The sequence below is a fragment of the Mesorhizobium sp. WSM4844 genome (assembly GCF_055811775.1).
This window is the reverse complement of sequence record NZ_JBVVQB010000059.1, coordinates 1-24,154: the sequence shown is the minus strand read 5'-3', so window position 1 is coordinate 24,154 and position 24,154 is coordinate 1. Positions and strand designations below refer to the sequence as shown.

Here is a 24,154-nt window from a genome sequence, read left to right as displayed (position 1 = left end):
GCCAGTCCAGGAGAGCGGAGGTATCCAACTCCTCATTGCGATGAAGTCATCCTCGATATGTCGGCCCTTATTGGTCAACATCGTAACAGCAGTAGTGGCAGCCGTGAATTGAATAACCGGCCCCCCGAAGGCATCAACCGTCATGCAGTCCGAAAAAAATGCTCATCTGCCTGTCTCAACAACGCTGGCTCCATTTCGGAACCCGGTGTTTCGCTCGATCTGGACGGCCACACAAATATCCAGCCTCGGGTGGCTCGTGCAAACGGTCGCCATCAGTTGGCTGATGGCCACGATTTCCGCTTCGGATCTGATGGTTGCACTCGTGCAGGCCGCATCCACGTTGCCGGTATTCTTCCTCTCAATTCTTGCCGGAGCCATCGCCGACAACTTCAGCCGCCGATGGGTGATGTTTACGGGGCACTGCCTGATAGCATTGGCATCAACGACGCTGATGATTTCTGTGGGTCTGGGATTTGCCGGTCCCTGGCTAATTCTCGGATTAGGTTTCCTGGCCGGCTGCGGCTTTGCGCTCACGGATCCGGCATGGCATGCCTCGGTCGGCGATATCCTCGACAAACGTGACATTCCGGCCGCGGTGACGCTGATGTCTGTCGGGTACAACACGGTCCGCAGCATAGGACCGGCTTTGGGGGGCGTGATCCTGGCCTTCTTTGGACCGCTGACCGCTTTCGCCTTGGCCGCGCTGAGTGATCTGGCGCCTCTAGGCGCATTATGGCGCACTAGATGGAATGTTCGCACTTCACCTCTCCCTCGTGAGCGAATGACGATGGCAATTCATGACGGAGTGCGCTTCACGGTATTGTCCTTGGAGATCAGGGCAGCGATTGCCCGTGCGACCTTTTTCGGGCTGGCAAGCATCTCCATCCTTGCGCTACTCCCACTAGTCGTCCGGGATCAGCTGAAAAGCGGCCCAATCGTCTACGGCATCTTGCTGGCCGGCTTCGGCATGGGTGCTTTCGTCGCGGGCATGAGCAATAGCTTTCTAAGGCGGATCACGTCTCAAAACAGGCTGGTATCGTTCGCCTCTGTTGCTTGTGCAGCATGTTGCCTTTCCCTTGCACTCACATCATCGGTCGCCGTGGCGGCCGTTTCGCTGGCACTTGGTGGCGCGGGTTGGCTTATCACCTGGACGGGCATCGACGTGTCGGTGCAGCTGGCAAGCCCAAGGTGGGTCGTCGGCCGCACACTGTCGATATACTACGCCCTGAGCGCAGGGGGTATGGCGGCCGGCAGCTGGATCTGGGGTACTGTCGCACAGGACTACTCCTTAGCCTGGGCTCTGGAGGGCGCCGCAGGCGCTCTGTTGCTGGTTGCAGCTGCGGGGATACTGTTGCCGGTCCGTCCATGGGAAGAAACGGATCAGGAAAGTTCGGATTTTCACGCGCCGGAGCTGGCACTCGAGTTGAAGCCCAGGAGTGGCCCCATAGTCGTCAAGGTCGAGTATCTTATATCCGAAGAGAATATCGAGACCTTTCTGGGCTACATGCGCGCAAGGCGCCATGTTCAGAGCCGTGCCGGTGCGCGAAACTGGACGCTGCAGCGAAATCTTCAAAAGCCTTCGAGTTGGACAGAGACATTCCGCACGCCAACCTGGATGGATTTTCTGCGCCTGAATCATCGGCTCACGGCAGCGGATAAGGAAATCGGCCAGCGTCTCCTGGCACTGCATGATGGAGAGCGTCCTCCGCACACAGTGCTGTCGATCGAACGAACGACTGAGGCAGCTCGTACCCGTGCCTCAACAATCTTTTCTCGTCCTCCCAGGTGACGTGATCACGAAAGCGATCGCATTCTGCCGCGCCGGTCGATTTCAAGCAGCGCGAAGGCCGCATCGCCAGTACGCGGAGCCTATGCGTCCGGCGCTCTCTCGCGAATACCCATGCCGCGCGGGGCTCGAGGCCGGGGGCAGGAACGGTCCGTTCTGGCCATCTTCGATGCGGCGCGCGACGGCAAGAAGGAGGGCATGGGCTTCGAGCGCTGGTGGTCGCGCCTGCGCACAAGCCGATCAGCATCACGTTCGACGTGCGCTTCAGCAGCGCTGTGCGGCTCAGAGACTGGCAGAAGAGTATCTGACTCGCTAGCGGCTGGCGGTGGGCCAGCCGGAGCCAGGCCTGTTCGAAGACGGCGCTGGCGCTCGACCTTTCGGCGCCGGACATGGAGTGAGGGTGGGCGAAACGGAGAACCAGTCGCCTTGACGCCCTTGCAGGACGCCATATTTACCGCGAACGGCAAGCTTTCAGGGATCATTGCTGCGCCTTTGGGCGGCTTGCCGTTCCCGATGTTCGAACGCGTCGGTGAAGCTGTCGAGTTCTTGGGGGGTCATCCCAAGCGCCCGCCCCTCCTCCCGCCATGACGCGACCGCCTTTTCGACTTCTGCGAGTATCGTCTTCGCTCGATCGCTCCTGATCCGGAAATAAGCGATCACCGACATCAGTGCGTCGACAGTCGCTTCGGGCCCAGTTTCCTCGGATATCCAGGTTTTCAGCTCTCGCACGCTCAGGGAACGGGTTGATGTCGAATGCAGGCGCCAGGCGCCATTGCCCGTGATGCACATGGAGAAAGCCGTGATTGTGGAGGTGGTCCTCGACATTGGTGATAAGGATCGAACGCGATGCGCCGCCAAAGCTCTTCGATGTTGGCCGCTGGCTGGCTGCCGTGCTGACGAAGCACATCCACAAGTTCAGTATAGCTATGCTCGCCAACGTCCCCTGACTCTGCGCCGATCATCGTGGCGGCCGAGATATACATGAGTCGATTGCCGTTCGGAGTCCTATCGAAACGCCGTATGAGCGCGACAGGGGCGCCGTCGCTGTCGAGCAGACGTGTCTCAGCAGCATCCACGCCGGCTTTTCTGGCCAAATTCATAGCGAGCACTTCGCCTTTTGTGACAGATCGATCATCGGCAACGCTCGGAAACTTACCGATAGCGAGGCGTCCGTCATCGTCGACGACAGAGCATTTCGGACGAAGGCCCCCAAGGGACGTGCCACGTCCACGCAAATAGGCGAGATCCGTTGCCGTCTCGGTGTTCGTCTCGACGGCGTGCGTGGCTGCGAGGAGTTGACCGATTTCAATGAGCGGCGGCGTGGTGCGTCGACCCTCCTCGGTCGTTCTTTGGTAACGCCCTTCTTCGTCCTTCAACCGGAGCGCACCAATGCGGCTCATGTCGTCCACTGCCAAGAGGTAATCCATCGCGTTCAGAGGCCGCGTTTCCGCGACATTTCCCGCCCGGCGCGCCTCTTGGCGACGCTTGCGTGGTCGCGCTGGATTACACGCCGGCCCCATCCGTCCGGCTCCGTGTCCGCGATCGCGTTGTGGAACACGGATCCATCGCCGGTCTTTCGATGGAATTGAGGGCCAGTAACGAGTGGCAGACCGGGTTCGATCGATAAGCCTTCCGCTGCTCTCAGCCAACCTGCATCATATTCAAAGGCAGCGCTCTCGCGCGCACCCTGCTGATCATAGCGCAACGTACCCAGTAGCATCGCTTCTTCGCCAATGTGAACAGCAAAGAACGTCTCATATTGCACCCGGTGGCTTCCGCACCCTTACCCTCTTGGGCAAACGTTCAGCGTCGAGGAGCAGGCCTTGCTCATCGCGATGCGCGTCGATGATCTGCGCCAAAGCCTCATCAAAGCCCAAAACGAAAAAGGTCATGGCGTAGGCCCCCATAGCGACGGTCGGGTCTCCTTTTTCGATCTTCAGATAGGTGCTCTTTGCGACACCCAGTCGTTCCGCCATCATCATCACGGTCAGGCTGCGCTTCTTACGGGCGACCGCAATGTCGGCGCCGAGCTTGCCAAGCGCCCTCTTGACTCTGGGAGGCAATGTATCTGTCACTGTTGAGCGCATGTTTGTCTCATAGAAACGACCTTAACTCTCTCTAGGGCGCTTATATAAGACCTAAGCCGTGATCTGTCGAGAGTTGGCCTGTTTGACCGAACAAGGCGGTGGCCCTGCAACCAACCGCACTACTCTCGTGAGCATGCATCCATCCGATCCGCAATGGGCGCTAGGTGAGTCGCACGGGGGTGTGAACGATTGCGCCGCTGCAAAACGAAACGGGCCATCCTTGGCACGATCCAGTTGTGCGCTGCAGCGAGGCTCCCGCCTGACGTGTACCGAGCGGCGCCGCCGCATGCTGTCTCGACCCGAGCTTCACAGCAAACAGGTGCTGTCGGTATCGAACGAAAGTGTCATATATCGAACATACGAACCGTCTCCCAAAACGTCTGCTCGGTGCTCAGCCTGACCCCCAAAAAGCAAAAAGAAAAGAGCGCGACGAAGTTGCGCCGGCCAATTTAAGTGTCAGCGCGGAGTTACCTCTTCAGGATGGCACGTCGCTTGCTGCTCCGCATCGAACGCCGACGGCCAACTCACAAATAACGGAGATGAATATTGGTTCAGAAATGCTGAATCCCCGATGTACTGAAAGAATGAGGAACGCTTGTGGGAAGCGCGGCAGGGCAACAGGCGATTTTGCCTTTTCTTGGATCCGGACGGAAGTCGAATCTCACCTCCTTCGGGCAGTTGATAGCCAACCACAGTTGCTTCTTCTATAAGTCGAACTGCTATAAAGAAATGTACAAGTATAACTTGGCTTACTCACACCGGGACTACTCAAGTCAACTTAGTATCGGGCATTCCTCAGGTACGAAAGAGGAGCGAGATGCACATGTTTTTGGTCCTGGGATAGGCCGCCGGTTCGCCCTTTGACGCGTCCGCCTTTTATTCTTTGAACTGGAGATCCAGAATGAACGTAAGCAGTCTTCTTCTCGGCTCAGTTGCGGCCCTGATCTCCGTTTCCGTCGCTCGCGCGACGGACGAAGTCTCCGCGCCGGGTCCGACCGAATATGTCAATATCTGCGACGTCTACGGTTCGGGCTACTTCCATATCCCCGACACCGAGACCTGCGTGCGCATCGGCGGCTACATCCGTTACGACGTCGGCCTCAGCGATGTCCGATCGTATGACGGGATAAGAACCTCCGATGTGAGAACTGGCGAGGCTCAGGGCACCTGGCGAAACAACACGCGTTTCACGTTCAAAACTTGGACGCGCCAGGAGACCGAACTAGGCGCACTGAAGACCTATACTGAGACTCGCGTGAACTTCGGCAACCACAACGCTTATCCGGGTCCGGAAAGCCCTCACAACTATAGCTTCAACAGCGGCGTCAAGTTGTCTTCCGCCTGGATCCAGCTTGGTGGCCTCCGAGTTGGCAAGGACGAGTCGGCCTTCGACACGTTTACAGGCTACGCCGGAAACGTACTCAATAACGTACTCGTTCCGTACGGCGACTTCGATACCAACGTGGCTCAGTATTACTTCGATGCCGATAATGGCTTTTCGGCTCTGGTTTCACTTGAACAAGGGTCGGGTGTAGTCGGTACTATCGACAGCTATGTTCCGCACGTCGTCTTCGGCGTGAAACAGACGCAGGGCTGGGGCGCGATCACCGGCGTAATGGCTCGTGACAGCGACTACGAAGCTTTGGCCGGCAAGCTCCGAGTCGATATCAATGTCACAGATGACCTGTCGCTATTCGGAATGTTCGGCTACGGCTCCATTGGCAATCTCAATGATGACCCAACCAACGCGCTCGCCGCTCACGGTCGCGGCTTCTACAAAATTTGGAGCGGCAACTGGGCTTTCTGGACGGGCGCCACTTACACGTTAAACGAGAAAACTTCATTCAACCTTCAGGTCTCGGGTGATCAGCTCAGGAACTCCGGACTGGCTGCAAACGTCGCCTATATGGTCATTCCAGGTTTCACAGTCACAGCCGAAGTCGATTATGCCCATTACGCCAAGTTCGCTGCCGTCGACCGTTCCGGAACGAACCCGGCTCACGTCGGCAAAAGGAACAGCCTCGGCGGCGTGCTGCGATTCCAAAGCTCGTTCTAACGAAGCGAATCTGAATGTCGGAGGCCCGACTGGAGGCCTCGGTGTCTGGCTTTACGATGTTCAAAATGTGGTCCCGGACGATCATGCCCGGACATTGGTTGCCGGACTTCATAGCCTGATCAGCGAGGCTTCCATAGAGCGCTTAGCAATGCCACTGAATAACTCGTCCAGGACATGTCTCTCGGCCCCATCTGCATCCCTGTTGTGCTACCCTCATTGCGATGAGCGCTCGAGATCGCGAGCTTCGGAGGACCGGCTGAGAAATGCCTGGACGCTTCGTCCAAGCACTCGTCAAGTTTCCTCAGTGGTTCAGAATCATCTTCGGCGACCGTCGTTGCAAAATTAGTTCGGTTCAGTAAGATTCTTGTTCTGTTTGGGTCATCTTGAAGAACTACTCCGTGTCTGAGTCGCAGCGGACCGCCCAGAGGCGCGCAAGCCTTTGGTCCTGATCGAACCCGTGACAGCATAAGCTCGATCTTTAGTCCACGTTGGTGCTACCTTGCCTAGTTCTCCGGCGCGTGATTTGTCGCCGAGATATGGCGGATCGAGCCGGCGTCCTCAGCAGCACCGCAAATTGCGCGTGATTGCATCCATGTCGTGGATGTTCTTTATCGAAGCAATCGATTTCTCTGGCTGTCCGATGATGAATATGAAGCGTCACGTGGCGTGGTGGGCGCCATCGGAGTAGTTGCATGGAAGTTTGTCCAGTGTGGCCCGGGTGCCGAGGCGTTCGGTGAGGTCGACCATGTGATCAGCAATCGAACGGCAATCGGCGGTCGTGGAGACAATGAGCACGGATTCGGCCAATAGCTGGGACCATCTACCTGATAATAGCTGCTACAAACCGCATGTGGTCGGCGAGCACGGCCGCGCGCGGGAATGTCCTATGTCGGTCGACCTGAAGCCGCGATGGTGGCGTACCGAACTGTTCGGCCGCAAATTGCGACGATGTCGCCCACATCACAGCTGCGACTGCAGTTTCTCATGCCAGCGCTAAATTGAAGTGTTCAGTAGGAGCCAAAGCAATATGCACCGTCGTAATCTGATCAAAGGATTTGTTGCACTCGGCGCGTGTCCTATTTGCGCTGAAGCCGCGCGGGCGGCCAGCACCGAATGGGGATATGCCGGCCTGGTCGGACCCGAACAATGGGGGCATTTGGACAAGACAAATTTGGTCTGCTCGGCGGGCATGCAGCAATCGCCGGTCGATATCCGGGGCGCGGTCAAAGCGGATATTCCGCATATCGCCATAGGCTGGCACAAGGGCGGCGGCAGGATGGTGAACAACGGCCACACCATTCAGATCAACCTGCCGCAAGGCAGCACGCTCACTCTGGGGGATCGTGTCTATGAGCTGCTACAGTTCCATTTCCATGCGCCAAGCGAGCACCACGTTGCAGGCAAGAGTTTCCCGATTGAAGCGCATTTTGTCCATAAGGACCGCAACAGCGATACTCTGGGTGTGCTGGGCGTGTTTCTGACGCCAGGCGCGACAAATGCCAGTTTTGCCAGGCTTGCTGCAGCATTTCCGGCAACGTCAGGCGAAGAGGCAGCGGTCGACGACGTCGACCCGAACGGGCTTCTGCCGGCTTCGCTTGGCTACTGGACATATGAAGGATCTTTGACGACACCACCATGCACCGAAAACGTCGACTGGATGGTGGCGACGGAACCGGTTGAGGTCGACCCAGCAGACATCGAGCGATTTACCTCGCTATATCCCCGGAACGCGCGCCCTATCCGTTCACCCAATCGGCGCTTCATCCTGGGCTTCAGCTGAGGGTCCCTGAAGCCGCGAGGGGTCGAAGCATCGCGTGCGCGTTGTATTCATCTGCTTCCAAGATCGCAACGATGTGCTCCGCATCGCGGGGGTCCTTTGGGCGCTCATTCTCGTTCTGGAAGCGGGCCAAAACCAAGTTTGGCAACGGTGTTGAACCGTCCTCATAAGGGGAGAGGTAGGCGTGGCTTTCCTATTCCAGCAGCATCCGGCCGCATACCGAACCCGTGGCGAGCTGGACTTCAGGTTGGATCTTCGCAAGGCGTGCACCGCGGATCAAACGCCGTTTCCTTGGGAAACACGGCTCAGTTCCGACAAAGCAATTGTAATCGCCCTAGCCGCCTCGATTGCGCTCTTGGTCGGGACGCAGGGGCAGCCCCCGCAGATCAACGACGCGATCCTAAGCCAACTGCGAACGATTCAGATCAACGATGCATTGCTCCGGCGCGACGTCGCCCGCGCCCGGACGGATATGGTATTGGACTCCCGATCGGTTGCTTCTACCGGACAGGCATTGCAAAGGAATCGTGAAAACTTGCAACGCCCTCCCGAGACTTCGCCCGATGAGAGCTCCGGGCAATCCAGATTGCGCGCGCAGCTCATAAACTCGATCGAAAACAAAGAGGCTGCCGTCTCAGCCTTGGTCAAGCAAGATCAGCTTGTGCAAAACTGTCTCGCAGATCTTGCTCGCTCGCTTGGTCGCCTTGGGGGGGCATCGTCGCGCAGAGTTGCACTGTCTAAGCTGATCGCGTTTTCGGCCGAACCGGGGCTCACCCTTGCATCACAGATGGATCAGCCTCCCGACCGATTTGCTCCGAGCCAGGCCCGGGCTGCCGCGGATGCTTTGGGCATTTTCCGCAGTCTCCTGTCTTTTTTATGGAGGTTGGACCAAGCTGCCAATCAGATCGCATCCCTCGACACGTCCTCCAGGGCCGCCGAACTGGAGCGAGAGCATCTGAAAGGCTACAGCTTGGCCAGCGCGCAAGCGCAGCGTACGCGATTTTTCTTTGGCTTGCTGTCCATATGCCTCTGCTTGTTTGCGATCATTCGGTCCTCCAGGCAGCATCTGCGGATGAACCGGCTGAAAAGGCGGTTGCAGCTTGAAGAGGCAATGCGTGAGATCGAATCTCGCTTCAACGATAGCAAAGCAAAGAACGCCTCGGCGTGCTTTTCCACCGAAGCAGCGCTTAGAGTCGTGCAACGCGTTTTCGATGCGCATCAATGCGCGCTTGCTCTGGTGGATCCGAGTCTCAGCAGGCAGACTGAGTGCTTTGTGGCGACCACGTGCATACCCGTCTGGAACGTCGCGCTTATTGATGAAGTCGTTTCACTTGTCCGTGCCGGACGACCAGTGTTTCGCGTCGTTCCGGCGGCGGAAATGGTTCGGACCGCCCTAGGCACTTCCGGTGTTTGTCAAATTGTTGCTTGCAGGGCCTCCGATCAGCAGGCTGTGGTTTGCATCCTTGTTTTTGAACGAGATCGCTCACTCCCCTCAGCAGACGACCTGCGGGTTCTTGCCAGTGCCATTGTGCGTTTGAGCAACCATCTTGAAATGCAACGAGTAAATGCCGAACGCGACCTTCTGGTGAGTCGATGGGAGCATGTGGAAAGGCTGAGGACCGTCGGCACGATCGCAAGCGGCGCCACACATGAATTCAACAATATTTTAGGCGCAATAATCGGATATTCAGAGATTGCCCAAGGGCTGGTGCGTCGACCCTCTAGGATTCGGAACCACATCGACCAAATCATCTTAGCTGGACACCGAGCCAAGCTGATCGTTGACCAGATCTTGTCACTCAGCCGAAACCGGAAGCGCGTGGCAGTGCCTATCAGCGTCTCCGAGATGGTTATGGATCTTGCGCCATTGCTGCGGGTTACAGTTCGTGCGGGTGTTCAGTTGAATTTCAAGATCAATGAGTGGCAAACGGTGGTCGAGGGCAGCCCAACCGAGATACAGCAAATCCTTATGAATTTGTGCAAGAACGCGTCGGAGGCTGTCTTGAACCAGGGCCGTGTCGAGATTAGCGTTTCCCGCGCCCAAGTGTGCCAAACAAAGCCACTGGCTCGGGGCACCTTGAGACCTGGACACTACGTTCTCCTCTCCATCAGCGACGATGGCCCGGGAATTGCAAGTTCGATACTTCCGCATGTCTTTGAGCCCTTTTTTACCACCCGCTCTCGCCTCGGCGGGACCGGGCTGGGTCTTGCTGCGGTTGACAGGCACGTGAGCGCGCTCGCAGGATGCCTTGACGTCACCTCAGCTGTTGGCCGAGGTACCCGCTTTGATATCTACTTACCGGCCTCCGAGGAGGAGCCAGTCAGCGCTGACATCGCTGTCGGCCCATACGACGGATCACTTGGCAACGGAGAAATCATTGCAGTCGTGGAGCCCGACCCAGCAGAGTTGGAGATCTACAAGAAGAATATCGCCGCGCTGGGTTATAAGCCGGTCGGCTTCGCGACCTTCGAAAGCCTTTGCGGCTGGATCGAGAGCGGGAAAGCAGCCGACCTGCTGATCTTGGGTAAAATGCCTTTCCTCGAGCGAGAACAGGCAGAATCCGCATGCCCCACCCTCATGACGGTGCCTGTCATAGTCGTCGGTGAAATCGACCTCATGCCGGTCACATCTGCTAATCAGACCTTCGTCCTTTGGCTAGCGAAGCCGGTCTCGTCCAGGACAATGGAGCATGCAATTCGTACAATGATGATGGCATGATGCCGCTGACTCGCTCAGGCTACCCAAGCAATCTGAGAAAGCCCGTCAAAGAGGCATCGAAGCAGAACAAAATGACGCGTCACATCACAATCGACCTATCGAGCCCGAGACGTTGTTCTAGCCTTAGTGCTTGTTAAGAAGGTCGGCTACTGTCTCTCCCCGTCGCCGGGCATCGGCGGCGAGCCATACCTCTCCCACCTCATATACTTCGCCTTGGGTACGGAACGGTACAATGACGTCAATGGCAGCCGACAGCATGTCAAGAAGCGTGCGGTCTTCCACAGCGGCTCCTTGCGGGCTGCTCTTGACGAGTGAAAAGAGCTTTTTAAAGCCTTGGACCGGATCTGCCCCGTGAATCGTTGATATTGATCCCGCATGGCCGGAGACGACTTCGCTGAGGTAGGCCCATGCAGCATCGTCGCGCATCTCACCCAGCAATATTCGATCAGGGCGCATGCGCAAGCTGGCTTGCAACAGTTGCTCTGCCGTCACCGCACCTATGCCTGCCTGGTCTTTTGGATAGAGTAACCGGACATGGTTCTCATGCGGGATTGCAAGTTCGAGCGTGTCCTCGATACTTATCAGTCTCTCTTGCGGGGGTATAGCGTTGATCAAAGTCTTGCTCATTGTCGTTTTGCCGCTTCCAGTAGGTCCGCAAAGCAGCATCGTGAGCCGCCCGCAAACGCACGCTCGCAAAAATTGCTCCAAGTCACCATGGTCGTAGTGCTGAAGAATCGTTTCGTCCTGCCGCTCTTGGCGCTCCTTTCGTGACCGCCATTGATTCCAACGCGAGTATTCGTAGCGAGAAGAAACTTCCTTAAGCTCGGTCACACGACTTGAGGGACGCCGTATGGTCAGGCTTATTGTTCCTGAGGGAACAGCGGGCGGCAAACAGATCTGCAGCCGCTCTCCGTTCGGCAGCTCAGTCGCACAGAGGGGGCTTTGCGGTCCGACATCTTGCTTGCGCAGCGCTCCAGCGAGGATCGCGATGTCCTCCAGATCGTCATAAGATAGCGGTAGCGGATGTTTCGTGAAAACGCCGGCCTGTCGGACAAAGGCTTCCCCAGGCCGGTTGATAGCGACCTCTTCGGTCCTTGGCTCCTCAAGCCATTTCAGAACGGGGTCGAGAAGCAAACGCAATTGAGGATCAGCCTCCGATCGCATTTTTGTCTCTCCGGCGTTCGCGATGTTGGGGGGCTGGCGCCACGGCGGTCGCTCTAAGTTCGTATACATCTGAGAAATCGAGGTCCCGAGCCACAAAGATGGATACAGCATCTCCCTGGTTTTTCTTCAGAGTTGGCGGAAGGTTGATCGTCGCTCTCAGTGTCGTCTCGACGGCTTGTCCACCATTGCTCTGGAAGCTGTTGATGCCGCTTCCTTCGCCAGAGCTAGCCGCATATTGACCGGCCGCCTGAAACGCACCTTGAAGGACGCTCATGAGCATTGCTCCGCCAAAGCGCTGCCAGACGTGATTATCCACCGTGCCAGGCATACCGGAGCGGCCGAGTTCGTCAGCGCCCGGCGATGCTATCGACACGAGGGCATGGTCAGGCGTTTCGATGCGCGTCCACAGCACGAAGACACGCGCATCCCCCTGTTGGAGACCGCGCTGGATCTCGCCAATCACGGTCGTCCCGCGATCCAGGAGCACGACATTGTTGGTAGCGCCGCGGACGTCTTTAGGTAACACGCACTTCACATAACCCGGTAAATTTGTGTCGACTGCCGTTTGCAAAATGCAGGGAATGATCGTTCCTTGAGTAATCACTAGATCAGGGTGCGGCAAAAGTGTAGCCCGGCTTGGCTCCTGTATATCTGGCTTCAATCGCCCTGACAGATCGCCACCGATTGAAATCTCATCCTCGGTCGCGGGAGCATCCTTATGGTGGTCTTCGCTCCGCTGACCGTCGTCGGGCATTTGACTGCTGCTACTGTAGGCGAAAATTGGTGTTTCCTCCGGCGGCGGATCAGCTGGCGCCGGTGGCGTGGATGGCGCAGGATCTGCCGCCTGCGCCGCCTGTACGGGTGCTGGAGGTTCGGGAGCAATCTCGATTGGCACAGGGCGGTATGGCTCAGCGTTGGGGAAAATTGGCGGTTTTGGCTGAGATGGTTCATCTTGTGTGCTGGGACGACCTCCGAGCCAGATGAGCGATAGAGATGAGATGAGAACAAGACCAGCGACGGCCAACTTCTGCGATCCCGATAGATGCCGGCGGGCCGGCTCCGAGACGATCGATCTAGATGCATCGACATCGTGTGCCGACTGTGGGCCGGTTTCATTCATCGGCCCGAGCCTTTCAAAACGCGCCACACGTCGGGTCTCACTGTACCGGTCCCTGGCGCTCGTCCCACAGGATCATAAGCCCTGTTGAAAATGGACAGGACCGTATTGCCATCTCTCAGACGCCATTCCCGGGCGACTGCGGATACTTCAACATAGTCCCCTTTGACTGTGTAATTGGCAGCGGCTTCCTTGCCGTCGGGATTGATAACGTAGAGGGAGGGTATGCGGGAATTGCTTGCGAAGCCAAATACGGTCGTAAAGCCATTATCGAAGACTTCCAGCGGCGCCAGCGATCGGTCGCCCTTTGCGACGTAGTGAAAATTGCTTTCGTCCGGACTGGCGGTTGCGGCGGGCCGATTCAACAAATCCTGAACTCTGTCATCTTGCAGCACTTTCGCCCGGGCCTGACCAAGAATCGAGCGCCTTTCTGCTTCCTTTCTCTGAGCAGCAGCCTCATCAGCAGGGTAGGTGAACTGCACACTGTAGTATAGGTCAGGTTGCTGCTCATCGAGTTTTGGCATCGCTCTCGTTGAAATACTGAATACGTATCTCCGTGTACCGGACTCACTCTCGGCCAGCACGATGACCGGCTGCGGCGGGAGCATCCGGCTAGCCTTAAAAAAGAGATAGTTGGCGCGCGGGAGCGCAGCCAGGTCTTTGCTATTGGAAACGGCCACGGCTGCGACGGTCTCGTTGGTCGCGAATGTGACAACCAGCGTTGCCCCCACTGCGGTCGATAGGCGCACCACTTCGTCGGGACGGTAAGCCAGGTAGCGCATCCGCGCATCATGCTTGCCGGCAAGTGGCGTGTCTTCCGCGGACGCCTCGATCGTTAAGAAAAGTGAACAGGCCATCGCGAGAAACGCTCGTTTTGTCATGGCTGTACGGGCCCCGGGATTGATACACTATCTTCCGAGGCTTGATAGGAGGTAACGAGTAGTCCTCCCGGATTGGTCAGCCTCGATTGCCCAGGCAGACCCGTCAAGCGCTCGTAGCGGATGGTTGCTGTCCAGGTGGTCACCATCGGCATCTGCCCATCAACGATAAGAGAGCGTTTGTAGCGGATCTGTTGAACGTCCGGACTGATGTCATTTGAGGAAATGTGCTCAACCTCGAGCTTGCCGCGCTTGCCGACCGTGACTTGCGGCGAGGTGGGATTCGGATAGTTGAAGTAATCTTGATATTCCTGTCGCACAGCCGGTGCGCTGAAACTGGATACGAGATCATAGCCGTATTGGGCTGTATCTGCTGTGTAGCCCTCGCGCAGGCGTACATATTCCCACAGCGAAGCATTTACGACGGCCCGGTCTTGGGTTGCCGGCAGTTGAGAGACTGACACTTCGCTGTCAACTGTCCCATCCGGCCGTACCCAAAGGAACACAGGCACGAGCTTGGCCAACGGGACCATGGCAGCGATGGTAAATGCCTGCGCAACGTTTCCTAGGACCGCCGCCGCCGCAAAGGCTATAAGGGTCTTTGACAGGCGCCGCGCAGACTTCGCTCGTGACGTTTGAAACGCTTCCACCTCCTTGTAGTGGGCGGCTAGCGTTTCTCTCTCCACCAGAAGGGCATGTTCAGGAAACTTCACTTGGGCTCTTCCGCGCAATCGACCTGAAGATCCTCAGGGGTGATTTCCCATTGTCCCACGTTCAGTTGGAATGGCGTACCCGCACAGGTCGCAAGCCCATCGGTTGTCTTGCAGGCGGCCAAAGCTAGGATTGATAAAATTAGGCAATATTTCATTTTGGCACCGCGCTAGTGATTGATTAACGACCCGCCGTTTTGGCAGGGGGGCGAGTGAGGCTGCCAGGCAGTTGGTTCGTACTTGCCCAAGAGCCGCCGGCGATGCTGCTGGCGATCGCCGGAAGCGCGACGATCAGAGCGTCGCCAGCCAGGAAAAGCATGTCGAGTTCGTAAAGCCCGATGATCTTGGCTGCTGTCGTACCGGAGTTTTTGATCACCGCAAGCATGACTACCAGCGAGGCTGCTTCGGCAGCGATAACTATCGTTGCAACGATGTTGAGGAGGAGAAGCAGCAGCCCATACGAGAGCAGTTGGCCGATCCATTTGGTAGCTATGTCTCGAGTGTGATCAAAAAGGTAGCCTACAAGAACCAGGGGGCCGATCGCCAAAAGCACCTTCGTCAGAATTCCGACGGCATCATAGATCTCGAACGCTGTCCACAGCGCGCCGTAGAAAATCCATTCCGCTCCCTGGAAAGCAAGTATGTCCTGGCCATTCATAGGCCCAATTTCGGAAGCAATCACCTGAAGGCTATACTGAGTTAAAGCAAACATCATGTCGAGCTTCTGGGGGATACCGATGAAGGGCAAGTCGCTGCCACTGATCTGGTGAGCAAGCCTTGGAATCGTCTCGTCGAAGACCGCTTCAATGTACTGCTGGTAGTTGGCCTGGCTTAAGATAAGGGCAACGACAATCGATACCATGATTACGCGCGAGATACCCCCGCGCGCATCGACTTGACCACGCATGACCAGACAGCCTTGGATTATTATCCAAAGCGTGACACACGCGACCAGAGGCGCGCTGACCGCCTCTTGGATTTTTTCAAGCACGTTGTGCAGCCCTAACGTAAAGGCCTGATGAAAGATCGTGTCTATAGCCGTGAATGGCGCGTGAATTTTGAAAGTCATGGCGTGAGCCTGATTTGTCGCTGATCAGCGCAGCTGAGCCGGATGAACTCAGCGTCGTTTACTGGCGGATGCCAAAAAAGATGCTAGCGGTCTTCTGGCGTTCGCGACGCTGCGTGGCGGCCTCCTCCCCGGCGTGAAGGCTCGCTTGTGCAGTTGCCATCGTCAGCAGACTTGTGGCCTGAACATTTTGGATGATCGCATCATGGATCTGCTTGAGGACCAGACCGTTGGTCACTGTGGCCTGCACAATATTTCCCGAGCGGGAAAGCTGACCAAGCGTGTTGTCGTTAGCCTTAAGGCGCTTGTCCATTACGTCCAGAGTGTCGGCTGCAAGACCTGCGGCATTGGCGGCACCAGCGATTTGCTCCTCTAACAGTTTCCCTTCTGCATCGGTGCCGGTGACTATCCGAGTTGGGTCCTGCGCAATGTTACGCGCTATGGTCGAAACTGGCGCCCGAGCATCAAACATCTGCCCCTCCAGCTTATTGCTCGACGGGTAGTGATTTCCTTGGTTCAGTGCGCCCAACAGTCCCATGACACCGAATGACGACGTTAGCATATCCACCATTTCGATCGTGGCAGCGAGCGTCTCGGCTGACTTTATAAGGATCGCCGCAGTGGAAATCGCGGTCGCGGTCGCTTGTGCTTCTGTTAGAGGGTCGCTGACGACAAATTGCGACCTGGCCTGTCCGTGAAGCAGAAGGGAAGCAGCAAGCGTCGTTGCTGCAAGCTTAGCAAATCTCATGAATATTCCTCCGTCAGTCTTGAACTTCGTGGTAACGAGCCATGAACTTATCGAGCCACCCACTTGGGGCATCTCCGTACTGGTCACGAAGCTGGTCGGCAAAGCGCACGGTGTTGGCCCGCCCCGAGAGCACGGCTACGTACTCGCGCATCTGGCCAAGGTCGAATTCGCAAACAACACTCCCGCTGTCGCGCTTGAGCAAAAACTTGCGGCTGCCAATTGCCATTCCCTGGCGGATTGCCTCGAACTCCTGAGTAGTGCACTTCAAGCCATCGACATACGCGGCCCGGTCGGCCGTCGGTGATGGGTAGAAAATCTTCGTCATGCATTGTGCAACGAGACTAGCTCCGAGGGGCGATTCCAGCACGTGTTCAGGCTGCTGCGTTGCGAGTATCAACATCCCGTTGTTCTTGCGAACGGTGAGCAAGAACTTGTCGATAACAGCCGAGAACTGTGGGTTGAGCAGATAGAAGCGAAATTCGTCGCAGCTCATGACGAACCGACGGCCATCGACAACAGCGCCCACGCGGTGCAGAAGATATGCGGCGGCCGGCGCACAGACCTCCTCAAATTCCAGGAGCTGCGTCATGTCGAAGCCGGTAATGGAGGCATCAAGCCTTACTTCGTCGACATCGCCGTCAAAGGCCCATCCAAGCGCATTCCCTCTACACCACCGCTGCAGCCGCGCTCCTGCGCCCTCGGAGGGGCCGTGCAGCAGGAATTCGCGCAGGCCCGCAATTGAGCGCATGACGGGCTCGAACGAAAGTTGACGAACAATGCCACGTTCCAGTCGACGGCTTTCCTCCGGCGAGATCGGACCACGGCCGTCACTCTCGATTAGGGCCATCAACCATTCGCGCAGAAAGTCCAGCGAGGCGGAGGTGTTGTCCAGTCCACGCAGAGGAGCCAAGCCGCTCGGAGCGCCTCTGCGCAACGCTAGATATGTCCCTCCCGTGGCTCGCACCAGCAGTTCACCACCCCGGTCCTTATCGAAAAAGACGATGGCACCATCGCGATCGACCACGCTTTGTTCAAGCATCGCGAGGATAAAGGTCATCAGCGTCGTCTTGCCTTTGCCGACGGGCCCGAATATCGCCGTCATGCCGACGTCATTCTCATGGGGGATGTAGTCGAAAGAAGTTCCACCGTTTGTGCGAAAGCGCGCAACAGCTTTGCCCCAATGGCCGGAACTGCAACCGCTTGGGAAGTTCTCAAAAGAGACAAGCCCGGCAAAATTGTACGAGGTGATCGCCCCGGGGCGCGTGCGCCACCTGTTGTTCCCCGGAAGTTGGGACCAGTACGCGGCCTCCATGCCGATACCCTCTTGGACGATTACGGCGCCCGCGTCGGCCAGCCTTGCGCGCGCATTTGCTGCGCGATCTGCAAGGCTATTGAGGCTGTCGGCATAGACGCACAGGCTCAGATGATGCGAACCCATGACGAACTCGTTGCTTGCCAGTGCGTCCTCTGCTTCGGCAAGTTCATTGATCTGGGTGAGAGCCTTGTCGCCGGCACTCGTCATCTGGCTGGACTTAAGGCTAAGCTTCGCATGAGCTTGTGGCCGAGTGAGGAAGGAAAAGCTCTGGCTGAGGACAAGCGGGAAGTTGGCGGACAGCAGGGGATTTAGCATGCCTGGCCGCGTCGTCGCCGGATATTCACGGAACGAAAACAATGATCCCACGGAGCTATCCCCGGGCCTTCGAATCTCAAGCGCCCGTTTCCCGCAGATGACCTGGTCAGTGTAGATCGAGGCGCCAAGTGAGCCGGTAACCATCGGAACCGGAAGAAACCGGCAAGTCATTATCAGCCGAAGCGCCTCCCCAATTTCCGTGAAGAGCACGTTGCCTTTCTCACGAATACCCAACCGGCGCAGACCGTAACCGCCGAGTGAGCCAGCAATGATCTGCCAGAGGTCTTCAAGGCTTCGCATTTGGGTGGCCAAATCGTTGTCATTCCGTCTGGGGGATTTTGCAATGCGCAAGCCGATCTTGCCGATTGCGGTGCGGGGGAACACAACGACAGTGAGGAAGTGATCGTTGCGAAAGAGCTTTCCCGACAGCACACGGCTCTCATAGGCCTCGCTCAGACTGCCAGCGAATGCACTTTGAAACTGGCGCGGTGCCGGCTCCGGCACATCGTTGTTTCGCACAAGATGAGCGTATAGCGTGACATTGTCATCGGCGATGTTGCGCAAGAGAGTGTTGAACGCGCGGCAGCGCGAGTTGCGCATCTCAGCGTCTTCCAAATCAAATGGCAGGCCGCTCACGTGTGCCATGGCCATGATCGATCCGTCTTCCAGAAGGACAACCTGGTCGCTGAGATGACCAACATACGGAAGATAGATCTCGCCAGATCTCTCGGTCCGGCCACTGGCGCCAAACATTACACCATTCCTCTTCCGCGTTTCGGCACTCTGATCGGATTGGCGCTGACGCTCGCGCCGCCCCAAACCGGCCCGTCCACGCTTCTGCCGGCGGTCTGCAAATAGAGGAGCGCGACGCTTGCGGCGTTATAGTCACGCTCAACAACCAGCCGCGCTCCGAACCAGAGTGGCACGAGCACGATTTCGTAGAGTGGATTCTGAAGGATAATGATGACGAGCCCAGCCAACATCATGAGCAATCCGGCCAGCGTCAGCGGCACCCCCAGAAACAGTGCGGGGCGTGTCGCCGCCACATAGAGGGTGCTCACTTCCAGCCGGTCGCTCATCAGCCACCGCCTATGAGCGCCTTGCCCAGGAAGCTGGCGCCAAACATGATGACGATCCCTCCAACGACACCCGCAACCAGGCCAAGTGAAGCACGACCGAACATCCAAGAGATACCGATGGCCACGAGTCCGAGCACGGCCAGTGATTGTCCGAAGGGGCCAAGTATGAAGGTGCAGATATTCTGGACCATCTTGGCGGGATCTGTCCCTCCGGTCACCTGAGCCGCGGCCGGTCCGCTGGAGAAGACCATCCATGCCGCGCCTGCAGCAGCGGCCGGTACATATTCAGCCGCCATGCGCAGCATGGAAAAAGGCAGAGGAACACGCGTTTTAAACGCATGAAATATTTTGAGTGGCTTCATCATTGCATCTCCATGATTCAATCGAATACGAGTTTGTTCGGGTTCGAGGGTTCCCGCTCTTCCGCAGCCTGGCTGCCTGTCGGACCGGAGGGATCGGCCCCGGAGCGGTTTCGCTGATAGGAGCCCCAAACGTCCCACGAATCTTGTGCGGGCTGCTTTTCATTAGTCTGTTGGCTCTGTTCGAGCAGAGGGGGCACTGTTTTCGGACCGGCTGCCTCAAGGTCTGGCCCATCTTGAGCGGTCGGCTCCAGCGTTCGCTCAAGGAGACTTGAGATGTCCTTTGCGGCCGACTCGACCTTGCGTACATAACCGTTGGTGAAGCCACGCGTGACGTCGCCCGTGTTATAGGCCGAGATGGCACGGCGAAGCGCAAGTTGCTGCGCCGGAGCAGTCGTGCCGCCGGCATACCGGCTTTCAAGCAAGTGGGCGGCAGCCGAAAGCGAGGCGCAGGGCTCGAAAGCCTTATCCGGTGTGAGATTGAGCATGGGAAAGTTGTTGCTGTTTATCTGCATCAATCCAACGTCGACAGAATGTTGTGCTTCGAGGCGGTGCTTGATGCCTCGCGTGGCTTCCAGGTGATCTATCCAGCGAAGCTGCTCACCTGTGGTGTTGTCATGAGCCACCAGCGGTTCAAAGCCACTTTCAATCTTGGCAATCGCGGCGAGGGTGGACGGCGCAACCCATGGAGCGCATTTGCGCGACAGGCTGTGGAACTCACGGGGAGAAAGTGGCGCGGGCTCGGCTGGGAGTGACATGGATGTCAACAGGACGATGGCCAGGGGCCAAGCTGCAATAAACATTCCCGATCACCTACCTTTCCAAGCCGCCGGACGAGTTCTGCCCCTGTCCGGCACGCGCTTATCGGGAAGGTCTGTTACTCTGTGATGTTCAATTTCAGCTTTTCGGTTTCAACTGAAACAAAGACCGTGTTCGTGTTAGCGTAGGTGAGCAGCTTGCGCATGCGTGGGCTGGCGCGGGCCCGATCAGCCAGCGACATCCGGAGCATCTTGGTACGATGACTCCTGTGCGGGATTGCTCGTCCCGGCCGTCCGTTGCTCCTGGACCGTGGCCCGCGACTTCGGCGTCATGGATGGTGATGGGATCTTCTGTCATCGCTAAGCCAAGGACAAAATGGGAAGCTTGGCGGGTTTCTTCAGGCTCGGGATCACCGTGGGGAATCGACGAAGGCGCTAAAGCAGCCCAACTTTGCCGATATGCTGCCGTGCTTTAAGAGACAGCCATGCGCGGCCCTGCACACTCAGATCATTGTTTGAGACCGCGAGCTCGTCCGCGAAGCTGGCTCGAAGGCGCAAATCCGCGGGGGCGAGGGTCAACTGGGAAGACGTGGCGGCGCAGCCCATCCTGGTGCGAGCCTGGTTCAGCTGTTCGGCCGCGCCGCTACCGGGTGGATCATGCACTGTCCCATCGGCAGAAAACCGCATGTCATTGACGGAGTCCGACGGCGCAATGGACAGCATAGTGACACGCTCAAGATGGAGGAGTTGCAGTAACCGAGAAATGTTAGCCCGGACGTTCGGCGACCTGCCGGTCGCCCGAACAGCATTTTGAGGCCGCCGGCCACCTTGGACGAAGCCGGCTTGGCAGGAGACCTACTATTTGGCACAAGGCCGCTGCAGCGAATCACGGTCTTCTTCCGCCGACCGCCTCTCCGATCAATTAAACGCCGCGCTGCTCAACCATGTCCGAGCTGGATCCACGAGCCGGAGGATGTCGAGATGATCCAGCCGCACGCAACGGCGAGTGGTATCAGGGGCAGCTGTTCTGCGTCGGTCCCCAGGGTAGCTCGGCATCAGGTTTAGACAAGGGGATTCAAAATTGAAGGTGAGCCGTTGAAACATGTTCTTGTCGTTGACGATGATGCCGCAATGCGGCGCCTCATCGCCGAGTATCTCACGATGCATGCCCTGAAGGTAACCGCAGTCCACGATAGCAAGCAGTTTGACTATGTTCTTTCACATGAGCCAGTCGATCTCGTGGTTGTTGACCTTAACCTAGGCCGGGAGGATGGACTTGCGATCGTCCGCAATCTGGCGACAAAATCGGATGTTCCTATCATAGTGATCAGCGGCGACCGGCTTGATGAGGCGGAAAAAGTGGTTGCACTGGAGCTCGGCGCAACCGATTTCATTCCCAAGCCTTTCGGGATGCGCGAATTCTTGGCCCGCATTCGAGTAGCGCTACGCGAGCGCATGTCTAGTCCGCGAACCAGAGATCAGCGCTCATTTCGCTTTGGGGCCTGGAAGCTCAGCGTGAAGCAGCGGCGACTGATCTGTGCGGAGCGTGGCGAGGTCAAGCTTACCGCATGTGAGTTCAATCTCTTGATCGCATTTCTGGAGAACCCCCGCAACGTACTATCCAGAGAACGGCTTTTGCTCGCGAGCCGTGTGCGTGGAGAAGAGGTGTACGATCGAAGTATCGATGTCCTAATCATGCGCTTGCGCCGAAAGCTGGAGGCTGATGCGGCCAATCCTCGCCTAGTCAAGACATGCCGTGGTGCAGGGTACTTCTTCAACGCTGACGTAGACGTTAGCTACGGAGGTACCTTGGCCGCGTGACAGCAGCTATTCTTGAGATTGGCCGAGGCTGATCAAGCGTAAGACCGTATGTCCGCTTCTGCCGGTGAGGTAGCTCGCCCTACACTGCGCGTCCGAGGTTGCTCGGGCGGTCCGAGCCGATCCTCATCACAGGAGGACGAGCCGTGGCAGATTATAGGGAAGCATTTGTCGGAATCGATGTCGCTAAGCTGAGGAATGCCATCGCGATTGCGGAAGCCGGCCGGGAGGGAGAGGTTCGGTTCTTCGGCGAGGTCGACGCATCGGATACGAGTATGCGCCGCGTTATCCAACGGATCGCCGCCAAGTTCGATCGCATCCACCTCTGCTACGAGGCGGGCCCAACCGGCTATGGCCTTTACCGGCTGATCCGTTCCCTTGGCCATGAATGCACCGTGGTCGCGCCATCGCTGATTCCAAGGAAGCCTGGCGATCGGGTGAAGACGAACCGCCGGGATGCTCTTTCATTGGCAAGGCTGCTGCGCGCCGGCGAACTGACGGCGGTATGGGTTCCCGATGAAGATCACGAAGCCATGCGAGATCTCGTTCGCGCCCGGGCAGCCGCGGTTGAGACGCTGCGGGTCCATCGCCAGCAGGTGAGCGCTTTCATGCTCAAGCATGGGCGTGCCTATCCGCGCACGAAGAACTGGACCATGCGCTACCTGCGTTGGTTGCAGGAGCAGCGTTTCGATTATCCTGCACATCAGATCGCGCTCCAGGAAATGGCCGAAGCGGTGCGCGTCTCAAAGAGCGTGTGGAACGGCTTGAGCGCGTGATCGAAGAGTTCATCCCGAACTGGTCGCTGGCGCCGATCGTGGGAGCGCTCCAGACATTGCGTGGGGTCGATCTGATCGTCGCCGTGACGTTCGCCACCGAGGTCGGCGACGTAAGCCGTTTTGAGAGCCCTCGCCAGCTCATGGGCTATCTGGGCCTCGTTCCCGGCGAGCGGTCGACTGGAGAGACAATCAGGCGTGGCGGCATCACCAAGGCAGGCAATGGCCGCGTTCGCCACATGCTAGTCGAGAGCGCCTGGACCTATCGACATCCACCGCGGATCGGCAAGGCGAAGCTGTACCGGTTGGAGCAGGCACCGCCGAAAGTCCGTGAGATCGCATGGAAGGCTCAGGCCCGCCTGACGACCCGGTATCGAAAGCTGGTTGCGCGAGGCAAGCGAACGACGGTGGTCTGCACGGCGATCGCCCGCGAACTAGTCGGCTTCATGTGGGCCGTCGCCAGGGAGGCACGCTCCACCTGATCGCTCGCCGCGGCAGTGTACACCTCGCGCATGGGCGGAGGCGGGACCACGGCAGGGGAATGCCCGTCAGACGCTTTGTGGCCGGCAAATTGACCGACGCCCGCAGTAAGATAGGAACAGCCCCGGACGCACAATCGGGAATGCGGTAGCCAACCCGCGCATCAGAGCTTGATCACCGACGTCCTTCAGTTCCGCCTCCACCCATGCGCGCTCATCAGAATGAGCAGCCGTTCCTCGGATCGGGCGACCTCCTGCGTTCCAAACCTTGACAGCGGACATCAGAGCGGTGTTCTTAGGCCACAGCCTTGAGCTCGAGCTTGTTGATGTAGACCCAAGGCAGGAGATCGTCCATCTGGCTGTTGGGGTGGCCGTTGACGATCCTGGTGAGGACATCGGCGAGATAGCCGAGCGGTTCGACACCATTGAGCTTGCAGGTTTCGATCAGCTAGGCGATGACTGCCCAGTGTTCGGCACCGCCGTCGAGCCAGCGAAGAGCGCGTTCTTGCGGGATTGAGCGCTCGACGGTGTTGCTGTCGATCTCGATACGGCCGTCGTCAAGGAAGTGCGAGAGGCCTTCCCAGCGTGAGAGCGTGTAGCGGATTGCCTCGGCGAGCTTGATCTTCTGACTGATCAGGCCGAGCTTTTCGCGCAGTCAAGGTTCAAGATCGGCGACAATAGCGCACCTATTTCCTGACGCATCGCACGGCGTTCATTGGCCGATCGGCCGCGGGTATCGTCCTCGATCTTGAGGTCGGCGATCGTCTCAGCGCCTGGCTGGCGATCGGCGAGTTCCAGGCCTACAATCGCCTGCCAACAGTGCCAGCCTGATCAATTACGGCGAGAGCTACCGGTCCGGAGATCGCATCAGCCTCTCCGTCGCCAAAGAGCTGTTCTGCTTCATCCCGGCCATCGAGCTCAACGCCCCGCGTCGGAGCGCTCTCTGCTTCTGGAGGAAGCCATGAGGTCCGCTCGGGCTTGATCGGAGGCTTGCCTGATGGGCGTCGTGGTTGCTTCGCTCGCCTGCCGCCCCGTGGCGAGGGTTTGCGGATTATCGGTCCTCTGCCTCTTCTCCGGTCTCCACAGCGCTGTGGAATGTTCATTGTTGATGATGACGCCGCCGCTGTTCACGAGGTTGTTCCTGTCAAGT

Annotated in this window: 18 protein-coding genes and 3 pseudogenes; 6 read left to right on the top strand and 15 right to left on the bottom strand. The window is 57.9% G+C overall.

Translation table 11 applies throughout. The features are described from left to right. Positions 1–142 precede the first annotated feature (142 nt). Positions 143–1,789 (top strand): MFS transporter, encoded by a 1,647-nt coding sequence (locus tag AC0L2A_RS30160; RefSeq protein WP_473611893.1) that lies wholly within the window; start codon positions 143–145, stop codon positions 1,787–1,789. Between the two features lie 475 nt (positions 1,790–2,264). Here the strand turns inward: AC0L2A_RS30160 and AC0L2A_RS30155 are convergent. The 3 genes and pseudogenes from AC0L2A_RS30155 to AC0L2A_RS30145 form a co-directional block, all read right to left on the bottom strand. Beyond that, a pseudogene (locus AC0L2A_RS30155) lies at positions 2,265–3,186 on the bottom strand (type II toxin-antitoxin system HipA family toxin). 32 nt (positions 3,187–3,218) lie between these two features. Continuing rightward, a complete protein-coding gene (locus AC0L2A_RS30150; RefSeq protein ID WP_473611892.1) occupies positions 3,219–3,551 on the bottom strand; it encodes a HipA N-terminal domain-containing protein in 333 nt (110 codons plus the stop codon). After that, positions 3,541–3,873, bottom strand: a complete 333-nt coding sequence (locus AC0L2A_RS30145) for a hypothetical protein (protein WP_473491940.1) — start codon at positions 3,871–3,873, stop codon at positions 3,541–3,543. Before AC0L2A_RS30145 ends, AC0L2A_RS30150 begins: the two co-directional genes overlap by 11 nt. Before the next feature lie 901 nt (positions 3,874–4,774). On the opposite strand from AC0L2A_RS30145, the gene AC0L2A_RS30140 reads away from it, so the two are divergent. The 3 genes from AC0L2A_RS30140 to AC0L2A_RS30130 all read left to right on the top strand — a co-directional run bounded on the left by AC0L2A_RS30140 (position 4,775) and on the right by AC0L2A_RS30130 (position 10,425). Beyond that, the gene (locus tag AC0L2A_RS30140) at positions 4,775–5,929 is read left to right on the top strand and encodes a porin (protein ID WP_473611890.1); all 1,155 of its coding nucleotides are present in this window, start codon (positions 4,775–4,777) and stop codon (positions 5,927–5,929) included. Positions 5,930–6,956: 1,027 nt separating this feature from the next. Next, positions 6,957–7,709: a carbonic anhydrase gene (locus AC0L2A_RS30135; protein ID WP_473491941.1), complete on the top strand. Its 753-nt coding sequence runs from the start codon at positions 6,957–6,959 to the stop codon at positions 7,707–7,709. Positions 7,710–7,890: 181 nt separating this feature from the next. Further along, positions 7,891–10,425 (top strand): two-component system VirA-like sensor kinase, encoded by a 2,535-nt coding sequence (locus tag AC0L2A_RS30130; protein ID WP_473611889.1) that lies wholly within the window; start codon positions 7,891–7,893, stop codon positions 10,423–10,425. A 123-nt stretch (positions 10,426–10,548) separates the two neighbouring features. On the opposite strand, the gene virB11 is transcribed toward AC0L2A_RS30130, so the two are convergent. Genes virB11 through AC0L2A_RS30075 form a run of 11 tightly spaced genes read right to left on the bottom strand, consistent with a single transcriptional unit; the run spans position 10,549 to position 19,979 of the window. Further along, on the bottom strand, positions 10,549–11,589 hold the full coding sequence (gene virB11, locus AC0L2A_RS30125) for a P-type DNA transfer ATPase VirB11 (protein ID WP_473491945.1): 1,041 nt from the start codon (positions 11,587–11,589) through the stop codon (positions 10,549–10,551). Continuing rightward, positions 11,573–12,709, bottom strand: coding sequence for a type IV secretion system protein VirB10 (gene virB10, locus AC0L2A_RS30120; protein ID WP_473611888.1), 1,137 nt, complete (start codon positions 12,707–12,709; stop codon positions 11,573–11,575). The genes virB11 and virB10 overlap by 17 nt, the downstream gene beginning before the upstream one ends. Next, entirely contained in the window at positions 12,706–13,587 is an 882-nt protein-coding gene (locus AC0L2A_RS30115) for a P-type conjugative transfer protein VirB9 (RefSeq protein ID WP_473611886.1), read from the bottom strand. The genes virB10 and AC0L2A_RS30115 overlap by 4 nt, the downstream gene beginning before the upstream one ends. Continuing rightward, on the bottom strand, positions 13,584–14,297 hold the full coding sequence (locus tag AC0L2A_RS30110) for a type IV secretion system protein VirB8 (protein WP_473611885.1): 714 nt from the start codon (positions 14,295–14,297) through the stop codon (positions 13,584–13,586). Before AC0L2A_RS30110 ends, AC0L2A_RS30115 begins: the two co-directional genes overlap by 4 nt. Next, on the bottom strand, positions 14,294–14,452 hold the full coding sequence (locus tag AC0L2A_RS30105) for a type IV secretion system lipoprotein VirB7 (RefSeq protein ID WP_473491950.1): 159 nt from the start codon (positions 14,450–14,452) through the stop codon (positions 14,294–14,296). Before AC0L2A_RS30105 ends, AC0L2A_RS30110 begins: the two co-directional genes overlap by 4 nt. A gap of 23 nt (positions 14,453–14,475) precedes the next feature. Further along, positions 14,476–15,363 (bottom strand): type IV secretion system protein, encoded by an 888-nt coding sequence (locus tag AC0L2A_RS30100; protein ID WP_473611884.1) that lies wholly within the window; start codon positions 15,361–15,363, stop codon positions 14,476–14,478. A 58-nt stretch (positions 15,364–15,421) separates the two neighbouring features. Further along, complete coding sequence (locus AC0L2A_RS30095) at positions 15,422–16,108, bottom strand: TrbJ/VirB5 family protein (protein WP_473611882.1); 687 nt, start codon at positions 16,106–16,108, stop codon at positions 15,422–15,424. Between the two features lie 13 nt (positions 16,109–16,121). After that, the gene (virB4, locus tag AC0L2A_RS30090) at positions 16,122–18,491 is read right to left on the bottom strand and encodes a type IV secretion/conjugal transfer ATPase VirB4 (protein ID WP_473611881.1); all 2,370 of its coding nucleotides are present in this window, start codon (positions 18,489–18,491) and stop codon (positions 16,122–16,124) included. After that, positions 18,491–18,817 carry a type IV secretion system protein VirB3 gene (locus tag AC0L2A_RS30085; protein ID WP_473491954.1) on the bottom strand — a complete coding sequence of 109 codons (327 nt, stop codon included), beginning with the start codon at positions 18,815–18,817 and terminating at the stop codon, positions 18,491–18,493. Before AC0L2A_RS30085 ends, virB4 begins: the two co-directional genes overlap by 1 nt. Next, positions 18,817–19,182: a pilin major subunit VirB2 gene (gene virB2 / locus AC0L2A_RS30080; RefSeq protein ID WP_473611879.1), complete on the bottom strand. Its 366-nt coding sequence runs from the start codon at positions 19,180–19,182 to the stop codon at positions 18,817–18,819. Before virB2 ends, AC0L2A_RS30085 begins: the two co-directional genes overlap by 1 nt. Positions 19,183–19,196: 14 nt before the next feature. Further along, on the bottom strand, positions 19,197–19,979 hold the full coding sequence (locus AC0L2A_RS30075) for a type IV secretion system lytic transglycosylase VirB1 (protein ID WP_473611878.1): 783 nt from the start codon (positions 19,977–19,979) through the stop codon (positions 19,197–19,199). Between the two features lie 1,050 nt (positions 19,980–21,029). Between AC0L2A_RS30075 and virG the strand changes: the two genes are divergently transcribed. Then, positions 21,030–21,755 (top strand): two-component system response regulator VirG, encoded by a 726-nt coding sequence (virG, locus tag AC0L2A_RS30070; protein ID WP_473523896.1) that lies wholly within the window; start codon positions 21,030–21,032, stop codon positions 21,753–21,755. A gap of 143 nt (positions 21,756–21,898) precedes the next feature. Further along, positions 21,899–23,007, top strand: a pseudogene (locus AC0L2A_RS30065) (IS110 family RNA-guided transposase). A 292-nt stretch (positions 23,008–23,299) separates the two neighbouring features. Here AC0L2A_RS30065 and AC0L2A_RS30060 read toward each other — a convergent pair. Next, positions 23,300–23,795 (bottom strand): annotated as a pseudogene (locus AC0L2A_RS30060) (transposase domain-containing protein); the annotation flags it as partial. Positions 23,796–24,154: the final 359 nt, after the last annotated feature.

Bases quoted from the DNA above. Each gene is read 5' to 3' on its own strand.
- AC0L2A_RS30160 (WP_473611893.1), top strand. From the start codon at position 143: ATGCAGTCCGAAAAAAATGCTCATCTGCCTGTCTCAACAACGCTGGCT.
- AC0L2A_RS30145 (WP_473491940.1), bottom strand. From the start codon at position 3,873: ATGCGCTCAACAGTGACAGATACATTGCCTCCCAGAGTCAAGAGGGCG.
- AC0L2A_RS30140 (WP_473611890.1), top strand. From the start codon at position 4,775: ATGAACGTAAGCAGTCTTCTTCTCGGCTCAGTTGCGGCCCTGATCTCC.
- AC0L2A_RS30135 (WP_473491941.1), top strand. From the start codon at position 6,957: ATGCACCGTCGTAATCTGATCAAAGGATTTGTTGCACTCGGCGCGTGT.
- virB11 (WP_473491945.1), bottom strand. From the start codon at position 11,589: ATGCGATCGGAGGCTGATCCTCAATTGCGTTTGCTTCTCGACCCCGTT.
- virB10 (WP_473611888.1), bottom strand. From the start codon at position 12,709: ATGAATGAAACCGGCCCACAGTCGGCACACGATGTCGATGCATCTAGA.
- AC0L2A_RS30115 (WP_473611886.1), bottom strand. From the start codon at position 13,587: ATGACAAAACGAGCGTTTCTCGCGATGGCCTGTTCACTTTTCTTAACG.
- AC0L2A_RS30105 (WP_473491950.1), bottom strand. From the start codon at position 14,452: ATGAAATATTGCCTAATTTTATCAATCCTAGCTTTGGCCGCCTGCAAG.
- AC0L2A_RS30100 (WP_473611884.1), bottom strand. From the start codon at position 15,363: ATGACTTTCAAAATTCACGCGCCATTCACGGCTATAGACACGATCTTT.
- AC0L2A_RS30095 (WP_473611882.1), bottom strand. From the start codon at position 16,108: ATGAGATTTGCTAAGCTTGCAGCAACGACGCTTGCTGCTTCCCTTCTG.
- virB4 (WP_473611881.1), bottom strand. From the start codon at position 18,491: ATGTTTGGCGCCAGTGGCCGGACCGAGAGATCTGGCGAGATCTATCTT.
- AC0L2A_RS30085 (WP_473491954.1), bottom strand. From the start codon at position 18,817: ATGAGCGACCGGCTGGAAGTGAGCACCCTCTATGTGGCGGCGACACGC.
- virB2 (WP_473611879.1), bottom strand. From the start codon at position 19,182: ATGATGAAGCCACTCAAAATATTTCATGCGTTTAAAACGCGTGTTCCT.
- AC0L2A_RS30075 (WP_473611878.1), bottom strand. From the start codon at position 19,979: ATGTTTATTGCAGCTTGGCCCCTGGCCATCGTCCTGTTGACATCCATG.